The following is a 25,093-nucleotide window of genomic DNA, read 5'->3' on the forward strand; positions in this document are numbered from 1 at the left end:
CAGGGGGCGCGAGAACGCCGGACGGCACACGAAAAGGCCCGACCGCTGGCGACGGGGGATGCACCAGCGGTCGGGCTGTGTCCAACAGTAACAAGGCTGTCGGCGCCGTGGGAGCCGACTCCTCGGCTGCACCGAGCAGTTGTGATCGGGATCACGCAAGCGCTGTCTGGAACGGTCGGTGACGTCACCGGCCGCAAGGCGGCTCGTACGAGAGCCTGGGCAGGTACTCCTGCCACTTCTCCGGCGTCAGAACGCCCCGGGTGATCGAGCAGATGTGGTCGATCGCCTCGTCCACGTCCAGCTTCCACAGCCGCACGGTGTCGGCGCCGCTGGACACCCCGAGCATGTGGCTGTTGGGGCTGAACGACAGGAAGTTGCCCGTCTTGGCGTTGGGGCTCATCGACTGGCCGATGGGAGAGGCCGAGGAGGGGTGGGCGACGTTCCACAGCCGGACCGTGTCGTCGTTGCCGCCGCTGGCCAGCGTGCGGCCGTCCTGGCTGAACGTCAGCGACACGACCGCCTCGGTGTGGCCGCTGGGAACGGGGCCGAGCCCCGTCGCCCGCACGGGGTCGGCGACGTTCCACAGCCGGACCGTGCCGTCGTCGCTGCCGCTGGCCAGCGTGTGGCCGTCGGGGCTGTAGGCGAGCGCGTTGACCGGCCCCAGGTGCTCCTTGAGGGGAGCGCCGAGGACGGTGGCGTGACGTGGGTCGGTCACGTTCCACAGGCGGACCGTCGTATCGGCGCTGCCACTGGCGAGAGTGCGGCCGTCCGGGCTGAAGACGAGCGCGTTGACGTATCCGGTGTGGCCGGTGAGGAGCTTGCCCAGGCGCCTCGGGCGGGCCGGGTCGGTGATGTCCAGCAGCTGGATTGTCCGGTCGTCGTAGTCGGCGGCCAGGGTGCGGCCGTCGGGGCTGATGGCCAGCGCGTCGCCGCCCGCGAACCGGGTCCGCAGCGCGAGCGGCCGGCCGTGGGCGACGGGATCACCGGGGTCGGCGACGTTCCACAGCTGCACCGTGTTGCTGGTCCCGGTCAGCACGGCGAGCGTGCGGCCGTCGGGGGAGAACACCAGCGACCGCAGGTCCCGCTCCCCGGTCGTGAAGGGCTCGCTCAGCAGGACGGGCCGGTCGGGGCTCTGCACGTTCCACAGCCGCACGCGCCCGTCGCGCGCGGCCGTGGCGAGCACCCGCCCGTCCGGGCGGTACGCCCCGATCCGGCCGATCATGTCCGAGGCCGGGATCGACCACAACCGCACCTTGTTGTCCCCGCTGCCGGTGGCCAGGGTCCGCCCGTCGGGGCTGAAGCCCACCGCGTACATCTCGCCGCTGCTGCCCGCGAGGGGCTCGCCGACCTGGGACGGGTAGGCCGGATTGCGGACGTTCCACAGGCTCGCCGTGCTGTCGGCGCTGCCGGCGGCGAGCATGGTGCCGTCCGGGCTGAAGGCCACCGACCAGATGGGACCGGTGTGCCCGGTGAGCGGCGCGCCGAACTGGCGGACACGGCGCGGTGAGCTCACGTCCCACAGGCGGATGGTGTTGTCCGCGCTGCCGGAGGCGAGGGTGCGGCCGTCGGGGCTGAAGGCGACCGAGTGCACGGTGGAGGTGTGGCCGGTGAGCGGGGTGCCGAGCGGCGCCGGACGGCGTGGGTCGGTGGTGTTCCACAGCAGGATCGTGTTGTCGTCGCCCCCGGCCGCCAGCGTGTGGCCGTCGGGGCTGAAGGCCACGGAGCGTACGGCGCCGGTGTGGCCGGTCAGGGTGGAGAGCGAGGTGGGCCGGGCCGGTGCGTGTACGTCCCACAGGCGTACGGTGCGATCTTCGTCCGCGGCGGCCAGGGTGCGGCCGTCCGGGCTGAAGGCGAGCAGGTAGATCGTGCCGTCGTGGCCGGTCAGGGGCTTGCCGAGGGCGCGCGGGTGCGCGGGGTCCCGTACGTCCCACAGCCGGATCGTCCCGTCGTCCGCGGCGCTGGCGAGGGTGTGGCCGTCGGGGCTGAAGACCGCGGTGCTCACCCAACTGGTGTGGCCGGTGAGGGGCTTGCCGAGGGGCCTCGGGTGGGTCGGGTCGGTCACGTCCCACAGCCGGACGGTCCGGTCGTAGCTGGCGGTGGCCAGGACGTGGCCGTTCGGGCTGAACGTGGTGAGGTAGACGGCGCCGGTGTGGCCCAGGAGGGGGGTGGCCAGCGGGGCGTTGACGATCGAGATCAGCCGGCTGTTCGTGCCCTCGTCGTCGGGCCGCAGACCGTGCGCCACCAGGTCGAGCTGGGCGGACAGCGACGGGTCCGTGTACTGGACGCGGTCGGCCTCGGCGACCACCTGCTGGAACACCGCGTCGTCGCGCTGCTGGCGGGCGATCACCGCCGAGCCGACGGCCAGTACGGCCAGGACGACCAGGGCCGACACGGCGGCACGGCTGATCCACACCGTGCGCCTGCGCAGCCGGACCGAAGCCTCCAGGAACTCCACCGCGCTCCTGGTGAGGAAGGTGTCACCGGCGGACTTCACCCAGTTGTGGGCCTGCTCCAGCCTGGAACCCCGGTAGAGCAGTGACGTGTCGCGCTCGGAGTCCTCCCAGGACCGGCCGTCCTCCTCCAGTCGCTGGCGCAGCAGATTGCCGCCCCGGTCCTCGTCGATCCAGTCGCGCAGCCGGGGCCAGGCGTGCAGCAGCGCCTCATGGGTGATCTCGACGGTCTCCGCGTCCAGGGTCACCAGCCGGGCACGCACCAGGGCCTCCAGCGACTCCTCCGTCTTGCCGGGGTCCGTCGACTCCTGGGCCAGCTGGCGTCGAGTGCCCCGGCGACGGGTGGCCTGGGTGTCCTCGCTCAGCCGGACCAGCCTGAGCAGGAGCAGCCGCGCTGCCGTGCGGGCCGCCGGGTCGAGGCCGGACCAGGCCCGTTCGGCGGTCGCCGCCACCGCCCCCTGGATGCCGCCCGCCGCGCGGTAGCCGGCCAGGGTCAGCCGTCCCGCCTTGCGGCGCTGCCAGGTGGCGAGCAGGGCGTGGGACAACAGCGGCAGTACGCCGGCGTCGTGCGCCCCCCGGGGGCCGTCGGCGCTCACCTCCCGGACTATCAGCTCCGCGAGCCCCGGCTCGAGTTCCACGCCGACGGCCTTGGCCGGACCCGTCACCGCCTCGCGCAGTTCCGCCGTGGTCAGCGGGCCGAGGACCATGTGCCGGTGCTGCAGCGCGTCGGCGAGTTCGGGGTGGCGCAGGCACTGATCGTAGAAGTCGGCGCGTATGCCCAGGACCACGAGCACGGGGGCCGGGTCGTCAGGGCCGCCGGGTGAGCAGGCGGTGTGCAGCAGCCGGACGAAGGTGCGCCTGCTCGTCTCGTCGGAGCAGAGGGTGAACGCCTCTTCGAACTGGTCCACGATGACGACCGGACGGGCGGCCCCGGGCGCCTCGCGCCGCGCCCATGCCGTCATGGCCTCCCGCACCGCCCGATCGAACTCCGGGGTGCCGGGTTCCTCCTTCGAGGAGAGGACCTTCTCCAGTTCGGGGATGCGGCGGACCAGTTCCGCGAGCGGATCGGCGCCGGGCATGAGCTGCAGGACGCCCCGGGCCGGGCTGTCCTCGTCGTCCGCCGCGCCGCTCTGCAGCGCGGGCACCAGACCGGCGTTCAGCAGGGAGGACTTCCCCGCGCCCGAGGCGCCGACGAGCACGACCAGACCACCGGTCCGCTCGGCGGCGCGGAGCTGGGCGACCAGGGCGTCCGTGCTGCGCTCGCGGCCGAAGAACCACCGGGCGTCCTGCCTGCGGTACGAGGCGAGCCCCCGGTACGGGCACACACCGGGGACGGCCCGGGCGTCGGCCGGAGCCTGTTCCTCATCCTCCGCGGATCCCGCGGCCCGGTCGCCCACCGGGTCGGCCACCGCGCGCTCCCACAGACGCTGCCACTGGGCCAGGTCGTACAGGCCCGCGGAGACCGGCGCGGGCTGCGAGCGCCGGGCCTGGGGGATCAGTACGTGCAGCACCGCGGCGAGCGCGGCGAACTGGGCCGGTACGTTCTTCGCCCGCCGCCAGTCGCTGATCCGCTGGGCGGACACCCGCACCGGACGCCCTCGTTCGTCGACCCGGTGAAGCCGGTCGACCGCCTCGGCCACGCGTTTGAGGGGAGGGTTTCCCGCCTCCTTGTACAGCAGCGCGAGACGTTCCGCGAAGGCTGTTCGTGCCCCTGAGTCGGAACTCAAGGTGTCCACCCCTTACTTCCCCCCGCACCTGGGCATCCGGACCGGAAAACCCACTCTATCCGGCTGACCTGCGAGGAAGCCGGTACCCGGACGCCCGAGCCTCCTCGGCGGGGGCCTCGACTGGCAGGATTCCGCCGTAGGGGCGGGTCCCGCGGACGCCGCCCGGACAGGCCACCTGCTCAGCGTTCGAAGAGACAGCTCACGACGCCGCATGTTCTCGGTCACCTTCCGGCGGCCTCACCGGACGGCGGTGTCGCTCTCGTCGTACGAGCTTGAAGGACCCGTGCGGACAGTCCCTCGAGGGCTGTCTCCAACCCACCTCGGGTCCGGCCTCCTCCGCGTCGTTCGGCGCCGGTCCCCACGTGGGGAGGGACCGGAGCCGAACGACGCGGCACAGCAGAGGTCCCGGTTCCGGTCAGCGGATCCAGCCCGCGGCACGAGCGGCGGCGACCGCGTGTCCCTCCGTGGCCTCGGCCGCGTCGTTCAGGGACGGGTCCCTTCCCGCAGCCGTCCCGCCCGCCGCGACCGCGGCGGCCCGGGAGGCGGCCAGGGCCGCGCGCAGCGCCTCGACGGCTTCGGTGCGGTCGTCGCGCGACTGGGCCACCTGCGCGGCCAGCGCCGCGGCGGCCGCGGCGTTCCGGGCGCACCGGGCGTCCGCCGCCGGGTCGGGTGCCCTCTCGGTGAACCCGGTGATCGACTCCCCGGACAGGCGCAGGGCGTTGGCGGCCCGTCCGGCGGGGCTCTTCGGCACGATCTCGGCCGCGTCCCGCTCGATTCCGGCGTGCCGGCACATGGCCGCGGCGCGGTCGTACGCGCTGTTCGCGCGGGCGGAGTGAAGTTTCCTGAGCGCCTCCACCGACACCGGATCCCCTACGCCCCGTACACCCTGTACGTCCTGTGCGTCTTGCGTGTCTCGCGGTTCAGTCATCCCTGCCTCCTCGTTCGCCCGTACGACGCCTGACGCTGCTCGGCGGCGCGGGCAGGGTGTCACGACGGGGGCGAAGAGACCAGAAGCGTGCCCTTGCCCGTCAAGGGGGCCGGTCCTAACCTTCTTCTGACGGACCGTCAGATATTGCATCGGCCAGTGAGAGGCGAGGCCATGGTCACCAGCGCCGGCGAAACCAGTGAGCTGCCGAAGGTCATCAGCGTGGACGATCACGTGATCGAGCCCGCGCACCTCTTCGAGACGTGGCTCCCGAGCAAGTACCGCGACAAGGGGCCGAAGCCGTTCACGGCGGGCATCGGCGAGCTCCAGTACATCGGCGGCAAGTACCGGTTCACCACCGACCCGGACGGCCAGATCACCGACTGGTGGGAGTACGAGGGGGGCCTGTTCCCGTACAAGCGGATCATCGCGGCCGTCGGCTTCTCCCGGGACGAGATGACGCTCGACGGCATCACCCGCGAGCAGATGCGCCGCGGCTGCTGGGACCCCAAGGCCCGGCTGGAGGACATGGACCTCAACCATGTCGAGGCCTCCCTCTGCTTCCCGACCTTCCCGCGCTTCTGCGGGCAGACCTTCGCCGAGGCCGAGGACAAGGAGGTCGCCCTCGCCTGTGTGCGCGCCTACAACGACTGGATGGTCGAGGAGTGGTGCGGTGACAGCGGCGGGCGCCTGATCCCGCTGTGTCTCATCCCGCTGTGGGACGTCGGGCTCGCGGTCGCCGAGATCCGGCGCAACGCCGCCCGTGGTGTACGGGCCGTGACCTTCAGCGAGATCCCCACCTACCTGGGGCTGCCCTCGATCCACTCGGGCTACTGGGACCCGTTCTTCGCGGCGTGCGAGGAGACGGGCACCGTGGTCAACATGCACATCGGGTCCTCGTCGCAGATGCCGGCCGCGTCGCCGGACGCTCCCCCCGCGGTCCAGGCCTCGCTGAGCTTCAACAACGCCATGGCGTCGATGATGGACTTCCTCTTCTCCGGGGTCCTGGTCAGGTTCCCGCGGCTGAAACTGGCGTACAGCGAAGGACAGATGGGGTGGATCCCGTACGCCCTGGAACGCGCCGACGACGTGTGGGAGGAACACCGGGCCTGGGGCGGGGTGAAGGACCTGATCCCCCAGCCGCCGTCGACGTACTACTACCGGCAGATCTTCTGCTGCTTCTTCCGCGACAGGCATGGCATCGAGGCGATCGAGACCGTGGGCGTGGACAACGCGACCTTCGAGACCGATTATCCGCACGTCGACTCGACCTGGCCGGACACGAAGCGGGTGGCCCAGGAGCATGTGGGCGGCCTGCCCGCCGACGTGGCCTACAAGCTGCTGCGCGGCAACGCGATCCGGATGCTGGAGCTGCCTTTCAAGTAGGCCGCGTAGGAGGGGGCACCGCTGGGAAGGGACCTCGCATGAAGGTCTCCATCGACGCCGGCCTCTGTTACGGTTCCGCGGAGTGCGCCCACCGCGCGCCGGCCGTGTTCGCGTTCGAGGACGGGTACGGCGTGGTCCGGCCCGGCCATGAGGACGCCGGCGACGACGGACTCGTACAGGAAGCCGCCGAGCGGTGCCCCTCCCAGGCCATAAGGATCAGCGAGAACGCATGAGCAGTGCCCTTTCCGAGGCCATGGTCACCCTCGGCCGACGCTATGTGCGTGACGCCCCGGGCTCCCTCGGCAAAGCGCTGCTGGCCGGGCGCTATCTGAATCCGTATCTGCGCGACCACCCGCGGCGGCGGGTGGTCGAGACCCGCGCCGGCGCCCGGTTCGCGGTCGACACCCAGGACCTCATCCAGCGCTATCTGTATCTCTTCGGGGTGTGGGAGCCGCACATGACCAGCTGGCTCCGGGGCCGGCTGCGGCAAGGTGACGTCCTGGTCGACGTCGGGGCGAACGTCGGCTGTCTGAGCCTGGTGGCGGCCCGCCTGGTCGGGGACACGGGCCGGGTGGTCGCCGTCGAGGCGTCACCCGACTTCCACCGCAGGCTGCTGCGCAACATCGAGCTGAACCGGTGCGGCACCGTCCGCGCGGTCAACGCCGCCGTCTCGGACAAGCGGGAGACGCTGACCTTCGTCCTGGCCAGCTCCCACAACATGGGCGCCAACAGCATCGTGCCCTACGACGGTCCCGCCGAGTCGAGCTTCGAGGCGCAGGCGTGCCCGCTGCCCGAACTCCTGGAGCCGGAGGAGATCGCCCGGGCCCGCGTCATCAAGATCGACGTCGAGGGCGCGGAGGGCGCCGTCGTCAAGGGCCTGGCCCCGATCCTCGACGAACTGCGCCCCGACGTGGAGATCGCCGTCGAGGTCACCCCGGAGCGCATGGCCAACCTCGGCTACTCGGTCGACGACCTGCTGGAGACCATGCGCAAGGCCGGGTTCCATACGTATCGCCTGCTCAACGACTATGCGCCGGAGAGCTATCCGGCGGCCCTGAGCCGGCCGGTGGCCCCGGTGCGATGGCGGGGACCGGTCGTGGGCGAGAGCGAGCTGGTGTTCTCGCGCGTCGACGCCGAGACGCTCGGGTGACGCGGCCTCGGCGAGTGTCCCGACCGTCGTGCCTCTTCCCCCCGGCGGATCCGGCGGTTCACGCAGGCGGATAGCGCCAGTCGACGTCTGCCAGCGCCCGCGCCCTCGCCTCGACGACCGCCATGCGCGCCTCGCGTTCCACCGGATCGACGTGGGAGGCCTGTCCGGTCGCCTGCCCCTCCCACTTCCGGTAGAGAAGTCCCACCTCCGCCGAGAACCAGCCACGGCTCACGGCGTTCAGCGCGAGCAGCAGACCGGTGTCCTCGGACGCCGGGAGGGCCATCCAGCCGCCGAGCGCGAGCAGCAGACCGCGGCGGACGAAGAGCGTCGCGGGGTGGACCTGGGCGCGGAAGCCGTTGGCCTTCCAGAAGTCGAGCACGGCCCCGCGCTCGACGGGGCCCTCGTCCGGGTCGCCCGGGAAGCCTGCGGTCGAGCCGTCGGGCAGCAGGTCCAGGACCCGGGAAGTGGCCCACCCGATGGTGCGGTCGGCCTCCAGAACGGCCAGGTCACGGGCGAGTGCGCCCGGCGTGAGCTGGTCGTCGGCGTCCAGGATCCTGACGTACTCGCCGTCCGCGTGCGCCAGGGCGATCGTGCGGGCGACGCCGGGACCGCCGGGCCGGCCCTGCCGGAAGGTCACCCGCACGTCGTCGGGGACGTACGGACGGACCTCGTCCGTCCTTCCGTCCTCCTGGACGACCCAGTGCCACTCCCAGCCGTCCGGGAGCCGTTGTTCGCACAGGGACTTGTACGCCTCCGGCAGGAACCGGGCCGAGGGGGCGTGCACAGCGGTGACGATGATGACGCGCCGGCTCACGGCGGCACTCACCACCTTTCCAGGGACGTGGTGAAGAGCAGTTCCGTGCGGTCGCCCGGCAGCGTGACGACGGAGACGTCGACCACGCGTCCGTCGATGTCGTACGAGGTCTTCCTGAGGACGATCACCGATGTGCCCGCCGGGAGCTCCAGCGCCTTGGCCTCCTCCGGCGTCGGGGGGCGGGCGGTGAAGCGTTCCTCGACGCGGTCCACCTCGATGCCGACGGTGTACAGCTGGTGCTGTGTGCCGCCGGGCCAGGGCTCCTTGGTCTCGTCCAGCAGGTCGGGGTTGGCCGCGATCATGTCGCGGACGAGATAGGAGGTGACGAGGTTGAAGGGTGCGGTCTCGGCCGCGTACCGCGTCCTGTACGTGCGTTCGAGCAGCGTCGTGCCCACCGGCACCCCGAAGGCGTCCGCCAATTCGTCGGGTGCCTCGAACTCGCGGTATTTCGCGTAGAAGACGAGGTCGTCGAGGCACAGACCGGTGTCGTGCTCCGTGGCTCCGGTCTCGGCCCGGGTGGCCTCGGGCGCACGGGCGCGGTTCTTCTCCCACTGGTGCCGCCCGTTGTCGCGGACCGCGAGCGTACGGGGGCGCCTGACGAAGTTGCCGCGGCCGTGCTGCTTGTCGATCAGGCCTTCCTCGCTGAGCAGCCGCAAGGCGCTCTGCACGGTCGGCACGCTCCGGCCGTAGTGCTCGGCCAGCGCGGCCTCGGACGGCAGCCGGTCGCCGGGCTTGCGCAGGCGCTCCCGGATGGACCGACGTATGTCGTCGGCGATCTCCTCGTAGGCCTTGGGCACGGATTCAGTCTAGCGACTCCTAAAGAGGTCTTGACGAGTTGAGGAGGAGGCCGGCCGTTTTGGGCGCGACGAGGACCCCCGGCCCGTGGAGGCCGAGGGTCCTGCCTGTTCAGTACGCAAGCTCGCCGTCACATCTGTCCTGCTCGTGCCGACCGTGTCTGTCAGCAGGCGAGGGGTGCTGTGCGTTCGCCCAGGGCCTCCAGCTCGTCCGCTTCCGTCGTGTCGTCGAGGGGGCGGTGGCGGCAGCTGGGGGATTTGCCGTGGGCCTCCGCGTGGATCCGTTGTTTCATCGTGGGGGGCAGGGCCCTGACGTTGGGTCGGGACGCGGTAGGGGACCAGGACCATCGGGACAACGACGGCAACGTGGGATGCGCCTTGCTGTTGCGCGGGGTCTCGGTCTGCGGTACCGCCGCGGCGGTGGTCGCCGAGACGAGTCCGAGCGCCGTGAACAGCGCGAGGAAGGCGGTGACGATGGTGGTCCACAGCTTCATGACCTTGTTCCGGGCCATGGCCCCTCACTTTCGGGTCGGGCGATTTGCGTACTTTCCTCATGATGTGTATGGGGGTCGCGAAGTGGTGGACCTCCGCCCGTGGCGCGTCGATGTTCTGATGAACACCACCCGGATGGAGGCACGGGCGTCGGAAATGTTCCAGAACGGGGCGGTAGAGCCCGAAGAGCGAACAAAGTGACCGTCCGTGGGGGTGTGATCACCCTCCGATCGGAGCGGCGCGATCCTCACCCATTGCCCTGTCGCGGGCGGGAGTTGGCGTCCGACGCAGGTCACCGATCGATATCGGTCGGTGTGTATAGTCGGGCGGCAGAGGTCCCCTACGTCAAGGAAAGACGAGGTCGCGCGGTGAAGAAGCTTCTCCTGGTCGCACTGGCCGCCATCGGCGGGCTCCTCGTGTACCGCCAGATCCAGGCGGATCGCGCCGAGCAGGATCTGTGGACGGAGGCGACTGACTCCGTGCCCACGGGTTCGTGAGTACCGATACCGGTATCTGATCAGACCCCGACCGCCCTCGCGGTCGGGGTTTTGTGTTGCCGGGCGCGGCCGGACGCGACCGGGCGCCGCAGGCACCGGGGGCAAGGGCTCCGAGACGGCGCTTTTCGGACGCTCGTCCGGATTTCGCGGATGGCGCGGGCGCGGGCGGGGCAGGATGGCCACGGTCCGGCACGACTCGGTCACGACGGCCGGTGTACGACGACGAGGGGGCGCGTGATGTTGCGGCGTACGGCGTGGCGGTGGACGGGAGGACACCGGAGCCTTCGTCGTCCACGTCATCCACGTCATCCACGTCATCCACGTCGTCCACGTGGTCCGCGCGCTGCCGCTGTGCGAGCCGTCGTCGCGGGCGCGGTGCTGTGCGCGGCGGGGCTGCTGCCGAGCGGGAGCGCCGTGGCGGCCGGTCCGGGCGGCAGCGCCTATGACTTCGCCCCGGGCGACCGTGGCGTCGCCGGAGCGAAAAGCACCACGGGCGCCGTAGCGCTGGAGCCGGGCCGGACGTACCGCAGCTCCATCGCCCACGGCGCCAAGCTCTCCTACCGCCTCGAACTCGACTCCACGACGACCGCGTACGTCCCCGTCACCCTCGTACCCCCCGCGAACGCCACCGTCACCGCCTCCGACGGCATCAGGGTGTCGCTGCAGGACGCCGACGGAACCCCCTGCTCCTATGCGTCCGCCCGCTTCGGCGGCGGACTGAGCCCGCGTCCCGTCACGGCGCTCGGGGTGCGCGAGAGCGGCAAGACGCTCTGCCAGGGGCCCGGCACCTACTACCTGCTCGTCGAGCGGCTCGACGCCACCGGATCCGGGAACACCGTCTCGCCCGGAGTCTGGGACCTGGAACTCGCTCCCGTCACGGAACCCCGTCTGAAGCAGGCCGGGGCCACGACAGCGCCCGAGGTCTGGAACTCCGCCTCCCCCGAGGCCCTCGCCGGCGAGCCCAGGAGCCGCGCCGGCGGAGCGGGCTTCGCCACGGCACGGGGTCTGGAACAGGGCGTGTGGCAGACCGGCATCGAGCCGGGACAGACCCTCTTCTACAAGGTGCCGGTCGACTGGGGCCAGCAGCTCTACGCCACCGCCGAACTGGGCAGTTCGAGCAGCGACGGCGGCTATGTCAACGGCGCCCTCGACCTCGCGGTGCACAACCCCGTCCGCGGCCGCGTCGACGACGTGGCCCGTGGTTACACCGGAAGCCAGACGACGGCCACCATCTCCCCTCTGCCCCCCGTCGAGTACCGCAACCGGTACGCCGTCGCCGAAGACGTGCGCGGCATGCGCTTCGCCGGCTTCTACTACCTCGTCGTCCATCTCAGCGCCAAGACGGCCGACACGTTCGGCAAGGGACCCTACGGGCTGACGCTGCGCGTGCGCGTCAGCGGCACCGCGCACTTTGGACCGGGATACGCGGGCCCGCCCGCGCAGCACAAGCTCTTCGAAGTCACCCGGCAGGACCGCCGGGCGGCGGCGGCCGGGGCCGCGGGGGAATCCGGCGGTGGTGACCCGGCGATGAGGGCGGTTGCGGTCGCCGGCCTCGGCACGGGCACCGCGCTGCTGATCCTGCTCGGGGTGTGGACGGTGGTGGCCCGGCGGCGGGCGGGGGCTCAGATCCGGGTCAGCGCCCAGAAGCCCACGGCGTAACAGGCCAGCGCGAGCAGCAGGATCGGGACCGCCGCCTTCGCCGGGGGACCGGGGCGGCGGGCGCGGCGCGCCCGGCGTCTGGAGCGCTGTGGCCGAGCCCCCGGCGCGGGCGGCGCGGGCGGCGGGAACTGCGGCTCCTGGGCGGTGTACGAAGCGGTGGAGGCGTCGACCCGCTGCTGCGTCACCGGTGTCAGGACCTGGGTGGGGTTCCACGGCTGATGCGGCTGGAACGGCTGGAACGGCGGGAGCGGCTGCTGGTACGGCTGCTGTTGAGGCTGGAACCCCTGGGGAGTGTGCGCGGTGTACGTCGGCTGGGCGGGCGTTTCCGGCGGCTCCTCCGGCTGGGCCGTATGCGGCGGCGGCAGATGGAAGCTGCCGGTGTCCGACATGGCGGAGGGCTGCGAGCCGGTCGCCCGGCGCGGATCGGCGGGTACGGCGGTATTGCCGGTGCCGGCAGTGTCGGCGGCGTCGGCGGCGGGCGTGGCCGCGCCGGCGGCCGGATTCGACGGCCGGGAGCCCGTGTCCCCCGCTCCGACGGCCTGAGCGCCCGTGTCCACACCTCCGTCCACACCCGGAGCCCGCTCCAGGGGCCCGTCGAGTGCGAAGCCCGGTGGGAGCGGCCCGAGTTGGTCGAAGATCTCGATCCACTCGTCGTCGGGGCCCGGCTCGGGCAGCAGCTCCCTGGCTGAGGCGAGGGCCTTGCGCGCCCCCGTCGCCGTACGGAAGCGGGCCTGTGGATCGGGCTGGATCAGCGTGGCCACGACCTGCCAGAGCGGATCCGGGATGCCCTTGGGCGCACCCGGTGTGCCGTGCTCGGCGAAGTACTGGACGAGTGCCTTGGCGTCAGGCTTGGCACCCTCCAGCAGATACAGCGCGACCAGGCCCACCGCGAACAGGTCGGACGGGAAGTCCGGTTCCGCGCCCATCATCTGCTCGGGCGCGAGGTAGCCGGGCGTCCCCACCACGAGGTTGGTCTCCGTCAGACGGGGTTCGCCCAGCCGCATCGCGATCCCGAAGTCGGACAGCCGCAGTCGCGGGCGTCCGGTGCCGGTCGCTTCGAGCAGGATGTTGGCGGGCTTGATGTCACGGTGCACCACCCCTTCCCCGTGGACCGCGGCGAGCCCGGACAGGAGCTGGTCGAGCAGCGTGCAGACGAACACCGGCGGCAGCGGGCCGTAGTCCCCGACCAGATGGACCAGCGAACCTCCGGCGACCAGGTCCATGGTGAACAGGACCTGGTCGTCGTCGGCGGCCCAGCTGGCCGGTGCGAGCACATGCGGATGGTCGATCCGCAGGGCCTGCTCCCGCACGAAGCGCAGGAGCGAGTGGGCGTCGCGCTGCTGCAGCACCTTGGCGGCCACATAGCGTCGGCGGCGGTGGTCCCAGGCGCGCCACACGGCGCCGACTCCTCCGCGGCCGATCGGGTCGACCAGTTCGTACCGGCCGGCGAAGACCTCACCCATGGCTGCTCGTCGCTCCTCCCCCTGCGGTTGCCCCCTGCTTCCCCCGTACTTCCCTCGTGCTTCCCCCGTGATGAGTGATACGACCCCTCCGTGCCCCGAGCCGTTCCCCGACCCCGATCCGCCGGACCCCCTCCGGTGGACCGGGCCGTGGGATCAGCTCTGGTGGGACTGGTAGTGCGCGACCGCGTCGGAGGTGCGGCCCGCGCCGTACACCCGGAGAAACTCTGCCAGTTCCGGGTGGGTCGGGGCGAGGGTGTCGGCGGCCTCGATGATGTCCCCCGCGGCGGCCACCGAACGCAGCAGTGACTGGATCTCCCGCACCACCCGCTTGACCGTGGGCGCACCCGAACTGGTCGTCGGCTGCGAGGTGTTGCTGAGCACGGAGCCCCCCTGCGACTTCTTGATCTCGTCCATGCGGTCCGTCGCCTCGGCCGCGCTCACGCTGCCGTCCGCGACCTGCGCCGCCAGGTCCTGCAGCAGCTGCACCCGCTGGACCACCGCGGGATTGCCGATCTTCGCGCGCTGGCCGCTCATCAGCTGTGACAGCATCGGCGCGGAGAGTCCCAGCACCGCCGCGAGACGAGCCTGGTTGAGGCCAAGATCGTCGATGAGCTTACGGAAGAGCGCCCCCAACGGCTCCCCGTACCAGTTCCGCTGCAGCTCCCGCGCTCTTGCGGTGGCTTCCTGCTGTGCGGCGTCCATTGCGTCTCCCCATCGCTTCCCCAGAACGTGGTTCGCTGTAGCGAACCACGACGAGCATCCTACGGAGAGTGGTCGTCCACGGGGACCCCCAAGTTTTTTGCGAGATACCGGGGGTGACCCGGTACTCTGGTCTGCGGCGCCCACCGGAGTGATCCGGCGGCTGCTTTTTGCACGGGGCCTTAGCTCAGTTGGTAGAGCGCTGTCTTTGCATGGCAGATGTCAGGGGTTCGACTCCCCTAGGCTCCACTTCTTCAGACCCCTCCGACCAGCGGGAACGCTGTTGGAGGGGTCTTTTTGTCCCGGTTTTCCGTGCTGGCGGACGTCTCGGCCGGTATGGGTGCGGGGCCGGACACCAGGTGTCCGGCCCCGCTGTCACCACCGCCCGCGCCGGCCCGCCGGGTCACCCCGTCGGGTCCGCCCCGGTCGGCAGGGGCGGTTCGGCCGCGACGCGCCGCCACTCCTCGTCGGTGAGGACCCGGGACCGGAGCAGGAAGCGCACGCCCTCGGGGGCTTCGAGGGAGAAGCCGCTGCCCCGGCCGGGGACCACGTCGACGGTGAGGCGGGTGTGCCGCCAGTACGCGTACTGGCCGGCGCTCATCCAGAACGGGGTGTCCCCGGCGACCCGGCCCAGCAGGACGTCCGCGGCGCCGACCCGGAACTCGCCGCGCGGGTAGCACATCGGCGCGCTGCCGTCGCAGCAGCCGCCGGACTGGTGGAACATCAGCGGGCCGTGACGTGCCGTCAGCTGCCGTACCAAGTCCTCGGCGGCGGCGGTCAGTTCGACTCGCGTCGCCCGCTCGCTCATCGTGAAACCCCCGGCCTAGAAGAAGCCGAGCTTCTGCTCCGAGTAGCTGACCAGGAGGTTCTTGGTCTGCTGGTAGTGGTCGAGCATCATCTTGTGGGTCTCGCGGCCGATGCCGGAACCCTTGTAGCCACCGAAGGCCGCGTGGGCCGGGTAGGCGTGGTAGCAGTTGGTCCACACGCGGCCGGCCTTGATCTCGCGGCCCAGGCGGTAGGCGAGGTTGCCGTTGCGGGACCAGACGCCGGCGCCGAGGCCGTAGAGGGTGTCGTTGGCGATCTTGAGGGCCTCTTCGGGGGAGTCGAAGGTGGTGACCGAGACGACCGGGCCGAAGATCTCCTCCTGGAAGATCCGCATGTCGTTGGTGCCCTTGAAGACGGTCGGCTCGATGTAGTAGCCGCCTTCCAGGCCGTCGACGGTGCGGGCCCTGCCGCCGGTGAGGAGTTCGGCGCCCTCCTGCTTGCCGATGTCGATGTAGGAGAGGATCTTCTCGAACTGGTCGTTGCTGGCCTGCGCGCCGATCATCGTCTCGGGGTCGAGCGGGCTGCCGCCCTTGATGGCCTTGGTGCGCTCCAGGACGCGGGCCATGAACTCGTCGTAGATGGAGGAGGCGATCAGGGCCCGGGAGGGGCAGGTGCACACCTCGCCCTGGTTGACCGCGAACATCACGAAGCCCTCGACGGCCTTGTCCAGATAGGCGTCGTCGGCGGCCATGACGTCGGACAGGAAGATGTTCGGGCTCTTGCCCCCCAGCTCCAGGGTGACCGGGATGATGTTCTCGGACGCGTACTGCATGATCAGCCGGCCGGTCGTGGTCTCGCCGGTGAAGGCGATCTTGGCGATGCGCGGACTGGAGGCGAGCGGCTTGCCGGCCTCGACGCCGAAGCCGTTGACCACGTTGAGCACGCCCGGCGGAAGCAGGTCGGCGATCAGCTCGATGACCTTCAGCAGGCTGACCGGGGTCTGCTCGGCGGGCTTGATGACCACGCAGTTGCCCGCCGCCAGGGCCGGGGCGAGCTTCCACGCGGCCATCAGGATCGGGAAGTTCCACGGGATGATCTGGCCGACCACGCCCAGCGGCTCGTGGAAGTGGTAGGCGACGGTGTCCTCGTCGATCTCGCCGACGGTGCCCTCCTGGCTGCGGACCACGCCCGCGAAGTAGCGGAAGTGGTCGACGGCGAGCGGGATGTCGACGTTCAGGGTCTCCCGGACGGGCTTGCCGTTCTCCCAGGTCTCGGCGACGGCGATCTTCTCCAGGCTCTCCTCGATGCGGTCCGCGATCCTGTTGAGGAGGTTCGCCCGCTCGGCGGTGGAGGTCCGGCCCCAGCGGTCGGCGGCGGCGTGGGCGGCGTCCAGCGCGAGCTCGACGTCGGCGGCGGAGGAGCGGGCGACCTCGCAGAAGACCTTGCCGTCCACCGGCGAGAGGTTGTCGAAGTAGCGGCCCTCGACGGGGGCGACCCAGTCACCGCCGATGAAGTTGTCGTAGCGGCGGGCGAAGTCGACGATGCTGCCTTCTGTTCCTGGCTGCGCGTACACCATGGCGGCTCTCCTCGGGGGATGGTGAGGGCTGTACGACGGCCCGTGCCGCCGTGCCGCCGCTCACTGTGAGCCCCGGAGGTTGGCGCGAGGTTGGCGTACCGGACGCCAGGAGCCAGGCGGCGGGTGTCAGTCGCGCAGCGCCGTGCTCAGCCGTCCCGCCGCGACCGCGCGGCGCGCGTCGCCCTGGTCGAGCAGGCGCAGCGCGTGCTCGTGCACCTCCGCGTCGTACGGGGCGCGCTCGCCGTAGCGCAGGGCGTGCTCCGGGCGGGTGCTCGCCAGTACGGCCTCGCGGACGGCCACCTCCAGGTACGCACGCCACTGCTCGATGCCCGGCGCCGCCGAGCGGGGCAGCAGCGGGCCGCGGTACAGGCGCAGGGCGGTCTCCGCGTCACCGTTCTCCAGGGCGCGCAGCACGTCCACGGCGTCGCAGGACACGGGGGTGGTCAGGGCGTAGCGGCGGGTGGCGATGCCGCCCGAGAGGGCCCGGCGCAGGTGGGAGATCTCCGCCTTGAACGTGGAAGCCGTGACGGGCCGGTCGCCGTACAGGGCCTCGCGCAGCCGCTCCGGTGAGAAGCCGTCCGGTTCGAGGGCGAGCAGGGTCAGGATCTCCAGCTGCCGGGGGCGCAGCGCAAGGGGCCGCTCCTCGCGGACGGCCTGGTCGGTCCCCAGGCAGGTCAGGCGCACCTGGCCCGGGTTGTCGCGGGTCAAGCGGGGCAGCTCGGTGCGCAGCCGTGCCTCGATGACGGACACCAGCGAGCGCACCGTGGACATGGCCAGCGGGTTCGACCGGTCCCAGGTGGTGGACATGTCCAGGACGCCCAGGACGCGGCCGTCCGGGCCGTGGACGGGGGCGCAGTAGCAGACCCACCCGTGCAGTGCCGTCACCAGGTGCTCGGCGGAGAAGACGGAGCTGGGGCGGCCGGTGCGCAGGGCGAGGGAGAGCGCGTTGGTGCCCATGGCCTGCTCGTCCCACCGTCCGCCGGGCGCGAAGTTGACGCGCTCGGCCCGGCGGGTCATGGTCCGGCCGCCGCAGGTCCACAGGATGGTCCCGGACTCGTCGGTGACCGCGGTGACGAATCCGGCGTCGTCGGCGATGCCGCGCAGCTCGTCGGCGAGGTCGTCGACCGGCCGGCGCAGCGGCGAGTCGGTCCAGCGGTGGTGCACCGTGCCGCCGTCGGTGACCGGGGCGCTGTCCCGGCCGGGGTCCACACTGCTGAGCGAGCGCGCCCAGGACTCGGTCACCTCGTGGCGCAACGCGTCGGCGCCACCGCCCGCCGCCGGCCCGGTGGTCTTCAGCCGCGGCACCAGGCGGAACCACTCGCCCTCCAGCGTGGCCTTGCGGCGCTGGAGGTCACTGCGCTGTGACATCTGCATTTCCCCTGCCGTCGAACGGGGACATTCGGCTATTGTCCGCGGGAACTTCACCGGCACACCTGACCTGTCGGGCCGTTTTCCCCGTCCGATCGGACAGGTGCCCCACCCGGACCGGCATGCCTAGCGTGGTCTTCGGTCTGTACAAAGTTTTATCGGCCAATCGGGCGGTAAAATCAAGGTTGCGTCCGCGTTGCGGGCCTCGCGCCCATGGGAGGTCGCATGACGCTCATGTCCGGCGCCGTGACGACCGGTGGCAGCGATCCGAGCGCCGACTGGAGTCGTGACGAGTACTGCGAGCTGCTGGGGCCGCAGGAGACGAGCAGTGACGCCGTCCGCAGGTCGGCCCGGCTGACCAAGTTCCACGTGCCCGAGGTCGTGTTCGGGCCCGGTTCGCTGACCGAGCTGGGGCACTGCGCGCTGCGCCTCGGCGGCCGTCGCCCGTTCCTGGTCACCGACCCCGGACTGCTGGAGGCGGGCTGGACGGACGAGGCGGTCGGCCATCTCAGGCGGGTCGGCCTGCGTCCCGTCGTATGGCACGACGTCACCCCCAATCCCAAGGACCACGAGGTCCAGGCCGCCTTCGAGAGGTACGCGCAGAGCGGCTGCGACGTGATCGTCGGGGTGGGCGGCGGCTCGGTCATCGACGCCGCCAAGGGCGTGGCGATCCTGTCCGGCAACGGCGGACACATTCTCGACTACGAGGGTGTGGACCAGGTCGTGCAGCCCATCCCGCCCACCGTGATGGTGCCGTCCACGTCGGGCACCGGGGCGGACGTCTCGCAGTTCACCATCATCACCGACACCACCCAGCACATCAAGATCAGCATCGTCAGCCGCACGCTGGTCCCGGACATCTCGGTGATCGACCCGCGCCTGCTGACCACCATGCCGGACTGGCTGAACGCCGCGACCGGGCTGGACGCCCTGACCCACGCCGTCGAGGCGTTCGTGTCCCGGGCCCACAACCCGCTGACCGACATCCACGCGCTGCATGCGGTGGAACTGATCACCGGCAACCTGATACGGACCCAGGTGCAGCCGAAGAACTTCGGCGCCCGGCTCGCCATGGCCCAGGCCGCCCTGGAGGCGGGCATGGCCTTCACCAACGCGATCCTCGGAGCGACGCACGCCATGAGCCACCAGGTCGGCGGACTGCTGGACGCGCCGCACGGCGTGGTCAACGGTGTCCTGCTGCCGCATGTCATCCGGTTCAACGCCGCGGCGTGGCCGGAGCGGTTCGTCGCGCTCGGCGCGGCGGCCGGCCTGCCGACCGACGGCGTTCCGCCGCACGAGGTGGCCGAGCGGCTCGCGGACCTGGTGCGCGCGCTCGCGGACGACCTCGGCGTCCCGAAGAGCCTGACGAGCCTGGGGGTCGCGGAAGCCGACGTGCCCGTGCTGGCCCGCACCACACTGAGGGACGCCTGCATGGCCACCAACCCCCGGGACGTCGACGTGCGGGACGTCGAGCGACTGTTCCGCGAAGCCCTGTGAGGCGATTCCGGTGAGCGTGCCAGAACGGTCCCCCCAGACCGCCGACCTGGGCGTCCTCACCGGGCTGCGGTCCGGCAAGCGGTCGTACTACCCGGCGTACGTGCGCTCCGCCGAGCGGCTGGAGCGGACGGTGGAGGCACTCGACGGGATCTCCCGCGCCCTGGTGCGCACCGCCGAGGGCCCGCGTGCCCTGGTCGAGGCGGTCGTCCGGACGGCGGCCGAGCATCTGCAGGCCCGCTGGCTGCTGCTGGCCGTGGCGGACGGAGCGCTGCGCGCGGCCCGGCCGCGCTTCCTGCTCTATGCCGACGACTTGCTGATCGACGACGAGAGCAGGGTGCCCGCCGAGGTGCGGGAGCATCTGGCGCTGCTGCGCAGCCACCCCTGGGAGGCCGGCACGCCGGACCGGGGCCGGGACTGGGTGCGCGCGCCGATGACCCTCGACGACGAGCCGGTCGGCGGGATCGCGGCGGCGCCCGGCCCCGGTGTCGAGGTCGCCGACACCGACCTGGCGATCCTGCGGGTCCTGGCCAACCAGGCCGCCGTGGCACTGCACCACACCTTCCTCTTCCACGCGGCGACCACCCTGCGCGGCCGGGCCGAGGAACTGTCCGAGGCGGCCGAGCGGCAGGCCCGCGACCTGGCCGCGCGCAGCGCCGAGCTGGCCGAGACACAGGCACGGCTGCTGGAGGCGCTGCAGCGGCAGGCACTGGACGACGAACGGCGCCGTATCGCGCGCGAACTGCACGACAGCGTCTCCCAGTACGTGCTCAGCGCGGGCATGACCGTCGAGGTGTGCCGGGCGGAGCTGGAGGCGCTCGGCGGGCCGGCCGCGGACATCGCCGAACGGCTGGCCGGCGCCAAGGACCTCAACCGGCAGGCCGTGGAGCGGCTGCGGGCCGCGATCTACGCCCTCCAGCACACCTCGCAGGAGCCCGCGGGGCCGCTGCCGGTGATGCTGGAGCGGCTGTCCACGGTGCACCTGACCACGGACCTCGACGTACGGGTACAGGTCACGGGCAGCCCGGTGCCGCTGCCGCCCGAGGCCGACCAGTCGATCCTCCGGCTGGCCGGCGAGGCCCTGTTCAACTCCGCCACGCACGGCAAGGCGGGCCGGGCACTGGTCCGGCTGCGGTATCTGCCCGAGGCCGTCGTGCTGACGGTGTCCGACGACGGCTGCGGCGATCCGGCCCAGCTGCGCCGCGCGCTGCGGCTGTCCACGGCCACCGATCTGGGCGGCCGGCACCGCGGCCTCGCCAACATGGTCACCCGGGCGGAGGAGTTCGGCGGCCGGCTGTCCATCCGCCGGTCGGGCATGGGCGGCGTCCTGCTGCGGGTCGGCATCCCGCTGCCGGTGAAGCACTGTTCAGGAGGCAGGCGATGACCACTCAGCAGTCGGCCGCGGCGCCCGCGCAGGCCCAGCGGATCGTCCTGGTCGACGACCATGCGATCGTCCGGCACGGCCTCAGGTCGATCCTGGAACGCGAGAGCGACCTGGAGGTGGTGGGCGAGGCGAGCACGGCCGCCGAGGCCGCCGCCGTCGTGGAGCGGACCGGCCCGTCGATCGTGCTGCTCGACCTGAAGCTGTCCACCGCGGCCGACACCGAGGGCCTGGACCTGTGCGCCCGGCTGACCCAGCGGTACCCGGATCTGGCGGTGCTGGTGCTCACCACCTTCCTCGACGACTCCCTGGTGGTGCAGGCGATCCAGCACGGTGCGCGCGGTTACGTCGTCAAGGACGTCGACACCACCGAGCTGCTGCGCTCCATCCGCGCGGTCGCCCGCAACGAGAGCGCCTTCGACTCGCACGCCGCCGCGGCGATGGTGCGGTCGATGCGCGTGCAGCCCGACCGGCCGAAGTTCACCGACCGCGAGCTCAAGGTGCTCCGGCTGCTCGCCCGCGGGCTGAGCAACCGGGAGATCGGCGCCGAGCTGTACATCTCGGAGACCACGGTGAAGTTCCACGTCCGCAACATCATGCGGAAGACGGAGGCCGGAAGCCGGGCCGAAGTCGTGTACGAGGCCAGCAAGCTGGGCGTGATCTGAGAACGGAAAGGGAGCGGGGTCAGCTCGCGTCGAGGACCAGCCAGCCGCCGTGGTGCGAGGTGACGCAGAAGCGGTGGCCGGTGCGGCGGCCCAGGGCGGTGAGCCCGGCCGGGTCGAAACACCGCACGTGCCCGTAGGCGGCGGTGGGTTCGTCCTCGTACGGCACGGCCACCACCACCCGTTGCCGGGCCAGCCGCAGTGCCTCCCGTACGACGGTGTCGCCGTGCCCGGGATCGAGGTGCTCCAGGACGTGGATGACCGTGACGGTGTCCACCGAGCGGTCCGGCCGGGGGACCTGTGCCGCGTCGCAGGCCAGGGTGTCCAGCGCGAGGCCGCGTGCCCCCGCCACGGCGGCCAGCAGGCGCATGGTGCCGCGTGAGAGATCCGAGGCGATCACCGCGTACCCCTCTCGCTCGGCGAGCAGCAGGGGCAGGAAGCCGAAGCAGGCGCCCATGTCCAGCACCGTGCCCGGGGCCACCAGGTCCAGGGTGCGGCGGTAGACGGGGGCGAACCCGGCGATCGACGAGTGACCGGCCGGCTTCGGCGCCCGCCAGTACTCCCGGATGCGGGCCAGTGTGTTGTCGTAGAACGTGGTCCAGGCGGGCAGCGCCCCGTCCACGCAGGAGCGCACCACCCCGGTGAAGACCCGCTCGAAGATGTCGCTGCCGGACAGCCAGCCGGGGGCGAACAGCTCCTCGGCGAGCAGGCCGGCCAGATCGTTGTCCAGTTGCCCGGGGCGCAGCGAGTGACCCAGCTCGACCCGGCGGCCCCGGCGGCGCAGGCTGAAGTGCTCGGTACGGACGATGGGCCGGGGGGTGGCGTCGTCGAGGCGAGGGCTGTCGCGGATCACCCGGACCAGGTGGTCGGCGTACGCGCCGGACGGGCAGGGAGCCAAGGGGTCGATGCGGCGCGCGGTGATCGCGCTGCGCAGGCTGGGCACGCTCATCGTCCGGTCACCTCCGTGGCCATGCGGTGGGCGGTGCGTTCGAGACCGGTGAGGTCGGAGACCACCTGGACGCGGTCGCAGTACTCGGCGTAGCGAGGCAGGTCGCAGGAGCCGAGGCCCCAGGAGAACCGGGGTTCCGGGGTCAGCCAGATCGTCTCGCGCACCCTGCGGGTGATCTCCTCGAAGGCGGGCAGCCCAGGGGGGTTGCCGTTGCCGCGTCCGTCGCCCAGGACCAGCAGGGTGGTACGGCGGTTCAGGGCGGGGGCGTGTTCGGCGAGCAGCAGCTCGAACGTCCGGCCGTAGTCGGAGTTCGCGTCCACGTCGAGCAGGCCGCCGGCCGGGAGGCCGTCGAAGACCAGGCCCAGTGCCCGCTCCAGGGGGTGCTCGGTGAACAGCTCGGTGATCTCGGTCGGTTCGTCCACGAAGGCGAAGGAGCGGACCTGTCCGAAGAGGGACTGCAGCCCGTGCACCAGGTGCAGGGTGAAACGGGCGGTGGCCCGCACGGACAGGGAGACGTCGGTGAGGATCACCAGGCGGGGGCGGTCCTCGGCGCGGGTGACGGTGACCGGGCGGAACGGCACTCCGTCGTAGCGCATGTTGCGGCGCATGGTGCGGCCCGGATGCACGCGCCCGCGTGGCGTGGTGCGCTTCCGGCTGGTCAGGGCGCCGTGCAGGGAGCGGCCGATGCGGCGCAACGCCTCCTCCAGCTGGGCGCGTTCGTGCTCGTCGACGGTTTCCGCGCGGGCATGCCCGGCGAGCCGAGCCGACTCCACGGCCACCGACTGGAGTTCGGCGAGGCGGTCCAGGTGGCGCCCCAGCAGTTCGGGCAGGTTGTCGATGACGCCTGCCGGCCCTCGTCGAAGCGCTCCGGCTCCGGGGTCGTCGGAGGCGTCGTCGGCGAGCCGGCCGAGCAGGGCGTCCTGCTGGGCCACGGTCAGTGTCGTGTCGATCGGATGTCCGGCCGCCGCCGCGAGCTGCCCGGGGATGCCGGCGCCGTGCAGCCGCTCGGTCTCCAGCTGGACGGCGGGGCCGCGCGTGCGGTCGGCGGCGCCGTCCTTGGACAGCACGATCTCGTCGGTCATCGAGGCCAGGTCGAGCTTGTTGGCCTCCTGGTGCAGGTTGTACCGCTGGGCCAGGTCCTGCTGGTCGAAGTAGTCGCGGATGTCGGCCGGCTTGCCGTGGCTGTGGCCCTGCTGCGGGGTTTCGGACGGCTCGTCGGAGACGGTGTACGACTCCAGTTCGCCGGTGTCGGTCAGGTCGTCGTGCTCATGGCTGTGACCGTGCCCGTCGGAGTCCTGGTGGACCGGGCGGAGCGAGAAGAACGCGGCGAACAGCTCGTCGAACAGCTCGTCGTCGCGGCGGTCCTTCACCAGCGTCAGGCGCAGGGCCTCGCGCAGTGTCCCGCGCCCGCCCAGCACGCCCGGCTGGGCGGCGGCGCGCATGGCGTCCATGGCCTCCGACACGGACACGCGCAGCCCGAACAGCCGTAGAACGCGGACGAATCGGTGCACCCCGGCTTCCATTGCGGCCTCCCGTGTCCTGTTGGTCCTGTCGTGGCGGGTCAGACCGCGCGGCGGCGGGCGATGGCGGCGAAGGCGCGGGCGCCCTGGCCGGCGCCGGGTGCGGTGCGGCGCGTCGGGCCGGGGCCGGGTGCGCCGTAGTAGCCGTCGTCGTGGCGGCCCTGCTGGTCCATGGCCGCCCGGATCGCCCGCCCGTCCACCTCGTGATCGTGGTCATGGTCGTGGTGGTGCCCGTGGTGATGATGGTGGCCGTGCCCGTCGTGCTGGTGGCCCGGCTCGGGCAGGGTGCGGTTGGGGTCGACGAGGCGGGGCAGGACGTCCAGGGCGCGGCCGAGGTCGCGTTCGTACTTGAGGACCACGTTGGCGGTGTCGGCGAGCACCTCGGGATCCAGCTCCTCGACGCCCAGCACGGCGAGGGTGCGGGCCCAGTCGACCGTCTCGGAGATGCTGGGGTTCTTGCGCAGCTGCAGCTCGCGCAGGCCCCGTACCACCTCGACCAGATGACGGGCGGTGGCCTCGGACAGCCCGGTGTCCTTGGCGCGCAGGATCTCCAGCTCCCGCTCGGCGTCCGGGTAGTCGAGGAAGAGGTGCAGACAGCGCCGCTTGAGCGCGGCCGACAGATCGCGGGTGTTGTTCGAGGTCAGGACGACGTACGGCGGGACCTTCGCGGTGTACGTGCCGATCTCGGGGACGGACACCTGGTACTCGGCCAGGCACTCCAGCAGTACGGCCTCCAGCGCCTCGTCGGCCCGGTCGACCTCGTCGATCAGCAGCACCGCCGGCTCCTCGCCGCGGACCGCCTCCAGCAGGGGGCGCGGGGCGAGGAACCGGTCGGAGAAGAACACGCTGTCCTGTTCCTCGATCCGCCGGACGGCCGAGGCCAGATCGGGCGCGTCGGCGGTCAGGTCGCCGATCTTGTCCCGGAGCATCTGGGTGTACAGCAGCTGCTTGCCGTAGTCCCACTCGTACAGGGCGCGGCTCTCGTCCTGGCCCTCGTAGCACTGCAGACGCAGCAGCCGGCGGCCGGTGGCGGCGGCCAGCGCCTTGGCCAGCTCGGTCTTGCCGACGCCGGCCGGGCCCTCCAGGAGCACCGGCTTGTCGAGTCTGGTCAGCAGGAACACGGTCGTGGCGAGCCGGCGGTCGGCGATGTAGCCCTGCGCGGCGAAGCGTTCGGTGATGTCCTCGACCGAGGCGAACTCGGCGGGGCGGGCGGGTGTGGCGGGCACGGGTCCTCCATGAGGTGCTGTTCGGCCGGGGAGGGGCGACGGGGCGGGGGACGGCGAGGGTGGTCCGTGCCCCGCCCCGGTCCGGAAGAGGGCTCG

21 protein-coding genes and 1 tRNA gene are annotated in these 25,093 nt (G+C 71.8%); 9 read left to right on the top strand and 13 right to left on the bottom strand.

Features of this window, described 5'->3' with window-relative positions; translation table 11 throughout:
* Nucleotides 1-184 precede the first annotated feature (184 nt).
* Both ACFY1J_RS36340 and ACFY1J_RS36345 read right to left on the bottom strand, forming a co-directional pair.
* A complete protein-coding gene (locus tag ACFY1J_RS36340) occupies nucleotides 185-4,186 on the bottom strand; it encodes an AAA family ATPase (RefSeq protein WP_390732679.1) in 4,002 nt (1,333 codons plus the stop codon).
* 406 nt (nucleotides 4,187-4,592) lie between these two features.
* Nucleotides 4,593-5,105 (bottom strand): hypothetical protein, encoded by a 513-nt coding sequence (locus ACFY1J_RS36345; protein ID WP_390732680.1) that lies wholly within the window; start codon nucleotides 5,103-5,105, stop codon nucleotides 4,593-4,595.
* Nucleotides 5,106-5,276: 171 nt separating this feature from the next.
* On the opposite strand from ACFY1J_RS36345, the gene ACFY1J_RS36350 reads away from it, so the two are divergent.
* From ACFY1J_RS36350 to ACFY1J_RS36360, 3 genes are read left to right on the top strand one after another with little or no spacing between them, the layout of a single operon-like run.
* Entirely contained in the window at nucleotides 5,277-6,488 is a 1,212-nt protein-coding gene (locus tag ACFY1J_RS36350) for an amidohydrolase family protein (RefSeq protein ID WP_390732681.1), read from the top strand.
* A gap of 38 nt (nucleotides 6,489-6,526) precedes the next feature.
* Nucleotides 6,527-6,721 carry a ferredoxin gene (locus tag ACFY1J_RS36355; RefSeq protein WP_263210617.1) on the top strand — a complete coding sequence of 65 codons (195 nt, stop codon included), beginning with the start codon at nucleotides 6,527-6,529 and terminating at the stop codon, nucleotides 6,719-6,721.
* A complete protein-coding gene (locus ACFY1J_RS36360; protein ID WP_390732682.1) occupies nucleotides 6,718-7,638 on the top strand; it encodes an FkbM family methyltransferase in 921 nt (306 codons plus the stop codon). The genes ACFY1J_RS36355 and ACFY1J_RS36360 overlap by 4 nt, the downstream gene beginning before the upstream one ends.
* A gap of 58 nt (nucleotides 7,639-7,696) precedes the next feature.
* Here the strand turns inward: ACFY1J_RS36360 and ACFY1J_RS36365 are convergent, their stop codons facing one another.
* The 3 genes from ACFY1J_RS36365 to ACFY1J_RS36375 all read right to left on the bottom strand — a co-directional run bounded on the left by ACFY1J_RS36365 (nucleotide 7,697) and on the right by ACFY1J_RS36375 (nucleotide 9,758).
* Nucleotides 7,697-8,452: a glycosyltransferase family 2 protein gene (locus ACFY1J_RS36365; RefSeq protein ID WP_390732683.1), complete on the bottom strand. Its 756-nt coding sequence runs from the start codon at nucleotides 8,450-8,452 to the stop codon at nucleotides 7,697-7,699.
* An 8-nt stretch (nucleotides 8,453-8,460) separates the two neighbouring features.
* Nucleotides 8,461-9,249, bottom strand: coding sequence for a GntR family transcriptional regulator (locus ACFY1J_RS36370; protein ID WP_390708326.1), 789 nt, complete (start codon nucleotides 9,247-9,249; stop codon nucleotides 8,461-8,463).
* A gap of 161 nt (nucleotides 9,250-9,410) precedes the next feature.
* Nucleotides 9,411-9,758, bottom strand: coding sequence for a DUF6344 domain-containing protein (locus tag ACFY1J_RS36375; protein WP_390732684.1), 348 nt, complete (start codon nucleotides 9,756-9,758; stop codon nucleotides 9,411-9,413).
* Nucleotides 9,759-10,106: 348 nt separating this feature from the next.
* On the opposite strand from ACFY1J_RS36375, the gene ACFY1J_RS36380 reads away from it, so the two are divergent.
* Both ACFY1J_RS36380 and ACFY1J_RS36385 read left to right on the top strand, forming a co-directional pair.
* Nucleotides 10,107-10,235, top strand: a complete 129-nt coding sequence (locus ACFY1J_RS36380; RefSeq protein ID WP_003999697.1) for a DLW-39 family protein — start codon at nucleotides 10,107-10,109, stop codon at nucleotides 10,233-10,235.
* 351 nt (nucleotides 10,236-10,586) lie between these two features.
* Nucleotides 10,587-11,894, top strand: a complete 1,308-nt coding sequence (locus tag ACFY1J_RS36385; RefSeq protein ID WP_390732685.1) for a hypothetical protein — start codon at nucleotides 10,587-10,589, stop codon at nucleotides 11,892-11,894.
* On the opposite strand, the gene ACFY1J_RS36390 is transcribed toward ACFY1J_RS36385, so the two are convergent.
* Both ACFY1J_RS36390 and ACFY1J_RS36395 read right to left on the bottom strand, forming a co-directional pair.
* The gene (locus ACFY1J_RS36390) at nucleotides 11,858-13,357 is read right to left on the bottom strand and encodes a serine/threonine-protein kinase (RefSeq protein WP_390732686.1); all 1,500 of its coding nucleotides are present in this window, start codon (nucleotides 13,355-13,357) and stop codon (nucleotides 11,858-11,860) included. The two genes, ACFY1J_RS36385 and ACFY1J_RS36390, sit on opposite strands and share 37 nt — an antisense overlap.
* A 153-nt stretch (nucleotides 13,358-13,510) precedes the next feature.
* Nucleotides 13,511-14,059: a DNA-binding protein gene (locus ACFY1J_RS36395; protein ID WP_263210626.1), complete on the bottom strand. Its 549-nt coding sequence runs from the start codon at nucleotides 14,057-14,059 to the stop codon at nucleotides 13,511-13,513.
* 173 nt (nucleotides 14,060-14,232) lie between these two features.
* On the opposite strand from ACFY1J_RS36395, the gene ACFY1J_RS36400 reads away from it, so the two are divergent.
* A tRNA-Ala gene (locus ACFY1J_RS36400) sits at nucleotides 14,233-14,305 on the top strand.
* A 154-nt stretch (nucleotides 14,306-14,459) separates the two neighbouring features.
* Here ACFY1J_RS36400 and ACFY1J_RS36405 read toward each other — a convergent pair.
* The 3 genes from ACFY1J_RS36405 to ACFY1J_RS36415 form a co-directional block, all read right to left on the bottom strand.
* Entirely contained in the window at nucleotides 14,460-14,864 is a 405-nt protein-coding gene (locus ACFY1J_RS36405; RefSeq protein WP_390732687.1) for a DUF779 domain-containing protein, read from the bottom strand.
* Nucleotides 14,865-14,879: 15 nt separating this feature from the next.
* Nucleotides 14,880-16,397 carry an aldehyde dehydrogenase gene (gene adh, locus ACFY1J_RS36410; RefSeq protein ID WP_390732688.1) on the bottom strand — a complete coding sequence of 506 codons (1,518 nt, stop codon included), beginning with the start codon at nucleotides 16,395-16,397 and terminating at the stop codon, nucleotides 14,880-14,882.
* A 126-nt stretch (nucleotides 16,398-16,523) separates the two neighbouring features.
* Nucleotides 16,524-17,765: a transcriptional regulator gene (locus ACFY1J_RS36415; RefSeq protein ID WP_390732689.1), complete on the bottom strand. Its 1,242-nt coding sequence runs from the start codon at nucleotides 17,763-17,765 to the stop codon at nucleotides 16,524-16,526.
* 225 nt (nucleotides 17,766-17,990) lie between these two features.
* Here ACFY1J_RS36415 and ACFY1J_RS36420 point away from each other — a divergent pair, with 225 nt between their 5' ends.
* Genes ACFY1J_RS36420 through ACFY1J_RS36430 form a run of 3 tightly spaced genes read left to right on the top strand, consistent with a single transcriptional unit; the run spans nucleotide 17,991 to nucleotide 21,305 of the window.
* Nucleotides 17,991-19,262, top strand: coding sequence for an iron-containing alcohol dehydrogenase (locus tag ACFY1J_RS36420; protein WP_390708319.1), 1,272 nt, complete (start codon nucleotides 17,991-17,993; stop codon nucleotides 19,260-19,262).
* Nucleotides 19,263-19,272: 10 nt separating this feature from the next.
* Nucleotides 19,273-20,643, top strand: coding sequence for a histidine kinase (locus tag ACFY1J_RS36425; protein ID WP_390708318.1), 1,371 nt, complete (start codon nucleotides 19,273-19,275; stop codon nucleotides 20,641-20,643).
* Nucleotides 20,640-21,305 carry a response regulator gene (locus ACFY1J_RS36430; RefSeq protein WP_390732690.1) on the top strand — a complete coding sequence of 222 codons (666 nt, stop codon included), beginning with the start codon at nucleotides 20,640-20,642 and terminating at the stop codon, nucleotides 21,303-21,305. Before ACFY1J_RS36425 ends, ACFY1J_RS36430 begins: the two co-directional genes overlap by 4 nt.
* A gap of 19 nt (nucleotides 21,306-21,324) precedes the next feature.
* Here ACFY1J_RS36430 and mftM read toward each other — a convergent pair whose 3' ends face one another.
* The 3 genes from mftM to ACFY1J_RS36445 are packed head-to-tail and all read right to left on the bottom strand — an operon-like array spanning nucleotide 21,325 to nucleotide 24,997.
* Nucleotides 21,325-22,251 (bottom strand): mycofactocin oligosaccharide methyltransferase MftM, encoded by a 927-nt coding sequence (gene mftM / locus ACFY1J_RS36435; RefSeq protein ID WP_390732691.1) that lies wholly within the window; start codon nucleotides 22,249-22,251, stop codon nucleotides 21,325-21,327.
* Complete coding sequence (locus tag ACFY1J_RS36440; RefSeq protein WP_390732692.1) at nucleotides 22,248-23,762, bottom strand: VWA domain-containing protein; 1,515 nt, start codon at nucleotides 23,760-23,762, stop codon at nucleotides 22,248-22,250. The genes mftM and ACFY1J_RS36440 overlap by 4 nt, the downstream gene beginning before the upstream one ends.
* A gap of 50 nt (nucleotides 23,763-23,812) precedes the next feature.
* Nucleotides 23,813-24,997: an AAA family ATPase gene (locus ACFY1J_RS36445; protein WP_390732693.1), complete on the bottom strand. Its 1,185-nt coding sequence runs from the start codon at nucleotides 24,995-24,997 to the stop codon at nucleotides 23,813-23,815.
* Between the last annotated feature and the right edge of the window lie 96 nt (nucleotides 24,998-25,093).

The sequence above is a fragment of the Streptomyces sp. NPDC001406 genome (genome assembly GCF_042895285.1).
In the GTDB taxonomy this organism is placed as follows: domain Bacteria; phylum Actinomycetota; class Actinomycetes; order Streptomycetales; family Streptomycetaceae; genus Streptomyces.